This is a genomic window from Streptococcus sp. A12 (assembly GCF_905372335.1).
In the GTDB taxonomy this organism is placed as follows: Bacteria; Bacillota; Bacilli; order Lactobacillales; family Streptococcaceae; genus Streptococcus.
This window is the reverse complement of record NZ_CAJPOU010000056.1, coordinates 1-7,334: the sequence shown is the minus strand read 5'-3', so window position 1 is coordinate 7,334 and position 7,334 is coordinate 1. Positions and strand designations below refer to the sequence as shown.

6 protein-coding genes are annotated in these 7,334 nt (G+C 44.1%); 5 read left to right on the top strand and 1 reads right to left on the bottom strand.

Annotated elements, in window-relative coordinates; genetic code table 11:
- Nucleotides 1-214 precede the first annotated feature (214 nt).
- From QZ158_RS06985 to QZ158_RS06970, 4 genes are all read left to right on the top strand, one after another.
- A complete protein-coding gene (locus tag QZ158_RS06985) occupies nucleotides 215-640 on the top strand; it encodes a MarR family winged helix-turn-helix transcriptional regulator (RefSeq protein WP_293887029.1) in 426 nt (141 codons plus the stop codon).
- Nucleotides 641-652: 12 nt separating this feature from the next.
- Complete coding sequence (locus QZ158_RS06980) at nucleotides 653-1,015, top strand: DUF1304 domain-containing protein (protein WP_293887027.1); 363 nt, start codon at nucleotides 653-655, stop codon at nucleotides 1,013-1,015.
- A 384-nt stretch (nucleotides 1,016-1,399) separates the two neighbouring features.
- A complete protein-coding gene (gene polA, locus QZ158_RS06975) occupies nucleotides 1,400-4,045 on the top strand; it encodes a DNA polymerase I (RefSeq protein ID WP_293887025.1) in 2,646 nt (881 codons plus the stop codon).
- Nucleotides 4,046-4,180: 135 nt separating this feature from the next.
- Nucleotides 4,181-4,621 carry a CoA-binding protein gene (locus tag QZ158_RS06970; RefSeq protein ID WP_293887023.1) on the top strand — a complete coding sequence of 147 codons (441 nt, stop codon included), beginning with the start codon at nucleotides 4,181-4,183 and terminating at the stop codon, nucleotides 4,619-4,621.
- Between the two features lie 159 nt (nucleotides 4,622-4,780).
- On the opposite strand, the gene QZ158_RS06965 is transcribed toward QZ158_RS06970, so the two are convergent.
- Entirely contained in the window at nucleotides 4,781-5,668 is an 888-nt protein-coding gene (locus tag QZ158_RS06965) for a DUF975 family protein (RefSeq protein ID WP_293887021.1), read from the bottom strand.
- Between the two features lie 151 nt (nucleotides 5,669-5,819).
- Between QZ158_RS06965 and tgt the strand changes: the two genes are divergently transcribed.
- Nucleotides 5,820-6,962 (top strand): tRNA guanosine(34) transglycosylase Tgt, encoded by a 1,143-nt coding sequence (gene tgt, locus QZ158_RS06960; protein ID WP_293887019.1) that lies wholly within the window; start codon nucleotides 5,820-5,822, stop codon nucleotides 6,960-6,962.
- The last annotated feature ends 372 nt before the right edge of the window (nucleotides 6,963-7,334 follow it).

The window sequence follows — 7,334 nt, the reverse complement described above, 5'->3', positions numbered from 1 at the left end:
AAGACCTCCTAACTTTGTTTATGAAATCCTAAAACTTTTCTTTTTCATAATAATCTCCCTAAAAGGCCACCAAATCCGGTGGTCTTTTACTTTGCTTTTATTAGGAGGAAATTATTTCGTTTGAGGTAAGCAAATTTATTGCTTCGATTTTTTTAAAATGACATACTTGATAAATCAATTATTGATAAGTCAATAAAAAGATCGGAGAGAAGGAATGTCAGAAATGCATGACTTGCTTTATCAGTTGAAGCTAGCTGATCAGTCTTCAACCCAATTATTTGAAAAACAATTGGGCATTAGTCTAACTCGTTATCAGATGCTTCAGTTGTTAGTAGCAGAAGCGCCGTGTAGCCAAGCGGCCCTTCAGGAGAAACTAGCAATTGACCCTGCAGCCTTAACCCGCCACTTCAAAGTCTTAGAAGCTAGTGGCTATGTTACTCGTACTCGCAATCCAGAAAATCAACGGGAGATTGTGGTGGAACTTACGGAGCTTGCCAGAGATCGGTTGTTGGTTCATCCTCCAGCACATCATTTACAGGTAAAAGACCAGATGGATCAGATTCTTTCTGAAAAAGAGCGGAATCAGTTGAGTCACTTACTCGAAAAGTTGGTGTCTGGCCTCGAGCAAATTACATTTTAAAAGGAGAATAATATGTCTGTCTTAACCATTGTTTTAGCAAGCCTTGCTACTTCTGAGCATTTCTATATTTTTTATCTTGAAAGTTTAGCAACCCACTCGGCATCGAGTAGTCGTGTCTTTAATATGGATCAGGAAGAATTGCATCGTCCATCTGTGACGGCTCTCTTCAAAAACCAAGGCATTTATAATGCTCTGATTGGTGTCTTCCTCCTCTACGGCCTCTTTGTAGCTAGAAACAGTGAAATTGTCACGATCTTTCTGCTCTTTATTATTGGTGTAGCAGTTTATGGGGCTGTAACTTCTAATAAAAAAATCATTTTGACCCAAGGTGGTCCAGCGATAGCCGCTTTAGCCAGTATTCTTCTGTTTGGATAAGAATCAGCTCTTCCAGATTGGGAAGAGTTTTTCATTCCTATCCTTAGGGCTGCGATGGCAAGGGCTCCATCTTCAGTTACCGGTCTGCAGCAAAAAACAACTGCGTGCTTTGCGCCTCAGCTTTTAGTTTTCTTAAAGCTTTCTATAAGGAATGGTTTAGGTTTGAGCTGTATACTAAACTCATCCAATAAGAAATGAGGTACAGAACATGAAAATCTCAGTGAATTATCCAAAACGCTTTAAGAAATTGCCACAAAAAGGTTCTTGTTACGGCGAATAAACACTCCTCCTATTTTTTCATAATAAACTCCTAAAGAAGGCTCTACCCGAAAAGGTAGAGTTTTTATGTACCAGAGACCTTGTGATTCGTGGTATAATAAGCCTATGGAAAAAAAGAACAAATTACTACTCATCGATGGGTCTTCCGTCGCTTTTCGTGCCTTTTTCGCACTCTATAATCAAATCGATCGCTTCAAAAATGCCAATGGGTTGCATACCAATGCGGTCTATGGTTTTAACCTCATGTTGAGCCATCTCTTGGAGCGCATCCAACCGACCCATGTCCTCGTTGCTTTCGATGCAGGAAAGACGACCTTTCGGACGGAGATGTATGCCGACTACAAAGGAGGCCGGGCAAAAACACCAGATGAATTCCGTGAGCAGTTCCCTTTTATTCGCGAGCAACTAGATCATTTGGGAATCCGCCATTATGAGCTGGCCCAGTATGAAGCGGATGATATTATTGGAACGCTAGATAAGATGGCAGAAACTACCTCGGTGCCATTTGAAGTCACCATTGTCTCTGGGGACAAGGATTTGATCCAGCTGACAGATGACAATACGGTGGTTGAAATCTCTAAAAAAGGGGTAGCGGAGTTTGAGGAATTCACTCCAGCCTATCTGAAAGAAAAGATGGGACTGACACCAGAGCAATTTATCGACCTCAAGGCCTTGATGGGAGATAAGTCGGATAATATCCCAGGTGTCACCAAGATCGGAGAAAAGACCGGGATTAAACTACTCCTAGAGTATGGCTCTCTCGATGGCATTTACGAGCATATCGATGAGATGAAGGCTTCTAAGATGAAGGAAAACCTCATCAACGACAAGGAACAGGCCTATCTGTCCAAGACCCTTGCGACCATTGATACCAATGCGCCCATTGAGATTGGCCTGGATGATATCACCTATACGGGCCCCCATCTAGAAAAACTCGCCAAGTTTTATGAAGAGATGGGCTTTAAGCAACTTCGCCAAGCATTGGATTTAAGTGGAGAAGAAGCAGCTCCTGTAGCAATTGACTATACAGAAGTCGAGCAAGTCACTTCAGATATGCTTACGGAAGGTAGTTTCTTCCATTTTGAGATTTTTGGGGACAATTACCATACAGAACCCATCATCGGTTTTGCATGGGGGACCAAAGGTCAGCTCTACGCAAGTACTGATACTGGTCTTTTACAAACACCGATTTTCAAAGAATTTCTCGAAAAAACGCCCCTCAAGATCTATGACTTTAAGCGGGCTAAGGTCTTGCTCAGCCACTTGGGCATTACCCTGCAAAAGCCAGCTTTTGACAGTCGATTGGCCAAGTATCTCTTGTCGACCGTAGAGGACAATGAAATTTCAACCATTGCGAGCCTCTATAGTCAGATTGCGCTACCGCTGGACGAAGTCGTTTATGGCAAGGGAGCCAAAAAAGCTATCCCAGAAAAGGCGGTCCTATTAGAGCATTTGGCACGGAAAGTCGCTGTTCTAATGGATACCGAAGGGCCCATGGTGGAGCAGTTGCAAGCCAATGATCAGCTAGATTTGCTCTATGATATGGAGCAACCACTAGCAGCTGTTTTGGCCAAGACGGAAATCGCAGGGATCAAGGTAGAGCGCCAGACCCTCCAAGATATGCAGGTGGAAAACGAGGTGGTCTTGGAGCGCTTGACCCAAGAAATCTACGAGCTTGCTGGAGAAGAATTTAACATCAATTCTCCCAAACAATTGGGTGTCATCCTTTTTGAAAAATTGGAACTCCCTCTTGAATATACTAAGAAGACCAAAACTGGCTATTCAACAGCTGTTGATGTCTTGGAACGCCTAGCTCCAATCTCACCGATCGTGTCTAAGATTCTTGAATACCGCCAGATTGCCAAGATTCAGTCGACCTATGTCATTGGTCTTCAAGATTGGATTTTGGAAGATGGGAAGATCCATACCCGCTATGTGCAGGATTTGACGCAGACGGGCCGTTTGTCCAGCGTGGATCCCAACCTGCAAAACATTCCTGTCCGTTTGGAGCAAGGTCGCCTTATTCGTAAGGCCTTTGTTCCAGAAGAGGAAAATAGTGTCTTGCTCAGTTCGGACTATTCACAGATCGAACTGCGCGTTTTAGCCCATATTTCAGGAGATGAACATTTGATTGATGCCTTTAAACATGGGGCAGATATCCATACATCGACTGCTATGCGGGTCTTCAATATTGAAAAACCAGAAGATGTGACGCCGAATGACCGTCGTAATGCCAAGGCAGTAAACTTCGGTGTGGTTTATGGGATTTCCGACTTTGGACTGTCTAACAACCTAGGGATCAGCCGAAAAGAAGCCAAGGCCTATATTGAGACCTACTTCGAACGCTACCCTGGCATCAAGGACTATATGGAGAGAGTGGTGCGGGAAGCGCGTGACAAAGGCTATGTGGAGACTCTCTTCAAGCGTCGTCGGGAGATTCCAGATATCAATTCTCGCAACTTCAATGTTCGAGGCTTTGCGGAGCGGACAGCTATCAACTCACCCATCCAAGGATCGGCAGCCGATATCTTGAAAATTGCTATGATCCACTTGGACCAAGCGCTAGAAGCAGGAGCATACAAGACCAAGATGCTTCTTCAGGTGCACGATGAAATCGTTCTGCAAGTACCAAGTGATGAACTGGCAGCGATTAAAGAACTCGTCAAAGAGACTATGGAATCCGCTATTGAACTTGCGGTACCACTGGAAGCCGATGAAAACGAAGGCAAAACATGGTATGAAGCCAAATAAGATTGAGTTTGTCCAAAAAAGAAAGCGGTAGGAGACTTTTCAGTTTCCTACCGCTTTTAATGACTAACACTTGCAATGCCCTTCGTATTGTTATACTATTTAAAGAAAGGAAACGCATACAAAAAGGAGATTCTTATGGCTTATTCATTTCGCAATCCTAGTGATGGCATTATCAAACATTACCTCGAAACCAGCAAGATTATCGCTGTAGTTGGATTATCTGATCGTGAGGAGACGACCAGTCATCGTGTCAGCAAGGAGATGCAAGATCGGGGATATCGGATTATTCCCGTCAACCCCCGCGCAGCTGGTGGCCAGATCCTTGGAGAAACGGTGTACGCTAGCTTGCAGGAAATTCCTTTCCCAGTAGATATCGTCGATGTTTACCGTCGCAGTGAGTTTTTGCCAGATGTAGCGCGTGACTTTATCGAGACGGATGCGAAAATTTTCTGGGCGCAACTAGAGCTGGAAAATCAAGAAGCAGAAGAAATCCTTCGTAGAGCTGGACGAGAAGATATCGTCATGAACCGCTGTATCAAGCGCGAGCATACTCGCTTGGTCTTAGGAGAAGGATAGCCTTTGATTTATCCCAGAACCTCTCGTCTTTCATTCAGTGATTAAACTGATACGAGAGATGAAATAAATACAGACGGATTTCCCTAACAGAGAAAAAAGAACCCACCTAGTACTTTGGAGAATGGCTCCAATCGAAGGTGGGTTTTCTTGTTTTCTTTGTTAATCAAGTGGATTAGACTTTGGTAGATCCGGCGCCTTTTGCTGGAAGCGACTGTCCGCCTGCATCCGTTTTTGAAGGAGGGTATGGTAGAAGATGATTTGGCAACTGGTTGCATAAGGTTTGACATAAAAATTCGCCATTCCTAAAGTGAAAAAAGATAGAATTTGCCAACCAAGCAGGCTCAAATCAAGAACAAGGCGGTGGCTCTTAAAGCCTTTCATCTCTTCCTTACTTTGGCGGAGGATAGACATAGGCCCATCATAGGTTCCCGTCATCAGTCGACTATATAGGATCAACTCAACCAAACTATATTGGTAATAAAAAGGGAGGAAGAGCAGGAGCCCAACCAGAGCCATTAAGAGGCCGGTCGTCATAGTTGGAGCTAACTTAAGAATTGCTTGAACTTCTGGAGTATCCGCTCTAAGAGTAGACGTAGTGGAGAAGGATTCATTGATAGCGAAAACGTGATAGCTGACCACCGTTAAGAGGAGTTGACTCACATAGAGGAGGCTCCCCCACAAGGATAGGATAACTTGCTTAATGAATAGCGTCAAAAACGCAGGTGTAAAATAATGGCTCTGAAAGATGGTGAAGATACCAAAGTTTTTTTCACCCTTGCTAGAGGCAGAAATCAAAAAGCGAAAAGTTGCCCCTAAATAGAGGAAAGAAAGGATAAATCCAATAATTGCAGGGAAAATTTGCCGACTTAGAAGAAAGAGCATCCCTTCTCTAAGTTCCATGTGAGCAAGTGCTTCAGTGATGTCTGTCCCTGTCAACATGTAACTTGCAAGGATTGTCAGGAGAGTTGGCAAGGCAAAGTAGGAGAAGACTTTGGGATGTTGCAATTGCAGCTGACGAGCTTGAGCACGAACCAATTTGATATTCATAATGACCTCTTTCATGGTAGTAGTACCCTTTATTATAACATAAGTCCGTGACAGAGCTGGTAAAATTTGGTACAATCGTACAGGTGCTCACAGGAGATCCTGTGACAGGAATAAGAAGGCTGGGACTGTTTTTCCCAGTACGGAGGTAACCATGACAGATTCACCGATTCAATATCGATTGATTAAAAAAGAAAAGCATACAGGAGCTCGTCTGGGAGAAATTATCACCCCCCACGGGACCTTCCCAACTCCAATGTTTATGCCTGTAGGGACTCAGGCAACCGTTAAGACCCAATCGCCAGAAGAACTCAAGGAAATGGGGTCCGGAATTATTTTGGCCAACACCTACCATCTCTGGCTTCGTCCGGGGGATGATCTAGTCGCAAAAGCAGGAGGACTGCACCAGTTCATGAACTGGGACCAGCCCATTTTGACAGATAGTGGAGGCTTCCAGGTCTATTCACTAGCGGATACCCGCAATATCACCGAAGAAGGGGTAACCTTTAAAAACCACCTCAATGGTTCGAAGATGTTCCTCTCCCCAGAAAAGGCCATCTCGATCCAAAATAATCTAGGGAGCGACATCATGATGTCCTTTGACGAATGTCCTCAGTTCTATCAACCCTATGATTATGTAAAGAAATCAATCGAACGGACCAGTCGTTGGGCAGAACGTGGCCTGAAGGCTCATCGTCGCCCTCATGATCAAGGTCTTTTCGGGATTGTCCAAGGGGCTGGATTTAAAGACTTGCGTCGTCAGTCTGCTCAAGATTTGGTCAGCATGGACTTCCCAGGCTATTCTATCGGTGGGTTAGCTGTTGGAGAAAGCCATGAAGAGATGAATGCGGTGCTTGATTTCACAACTCCTCTCTTACCAGAGAACAAGCCTCGCTATCTCATGGGAGTAGGAGCACCAGACAGTCTGATCGATGGCGTTATTCGTGGAGTGGACATGTTTGACTGTGTCTTGCCGACGCGGATTGCGCGCAATGGCACCTGTATGACTAGTCAAGGACGTCTGGTGGTGAAAAATGCGCAATTTGCAGAAGACTTTACACCGCTAGACCACGAGTGTGATTGCTACACTTGTAAGAATTACACCCGTGCTTATCTTCGCCATCTCCTCAAGGCAGATGAGACCTTTGGCATTAGATTGACCAGCTACCACAACTTGTATTTCTTGATCAACCTCATGAAGCAGGTCCGTCAAGCCATCATGGATGACAATCTTTTAGAATTCCGTGAGCATTTTGTTGAAAAATATGGCTATAACAAGTCAGGCCGGAATTTTTAGGAAAAGCTAATAGGAAGAAAAAAGACCACAGCCATCTTAGAATAATAGAAATAACTGCTAGACGCAGTGGTTGATTGGAATCTTTGGAGCTTGTTAAGCTCCAAAGATTCCAATCAACTGTGCGGGGGCGAGACGACGAACAAATTAGATATAAATTTGTTCTGTCTCGCTCCCTTTTTTCTATATAATAGCAACTTTTTTGGCACTCTATTTCTTTCGAAAACACTTTCATTAAAAAAATGAAAAAAATCTATTCAAATCCCTTGCATTGGGGCTTTCATTGTGTTAAACTACTATGGTGCTGTGAAAAACAGCTATTAGCTTTGATGCAAGAGGTTGCGACACGCTCGGTTGCATTGCCACGCAACGCGC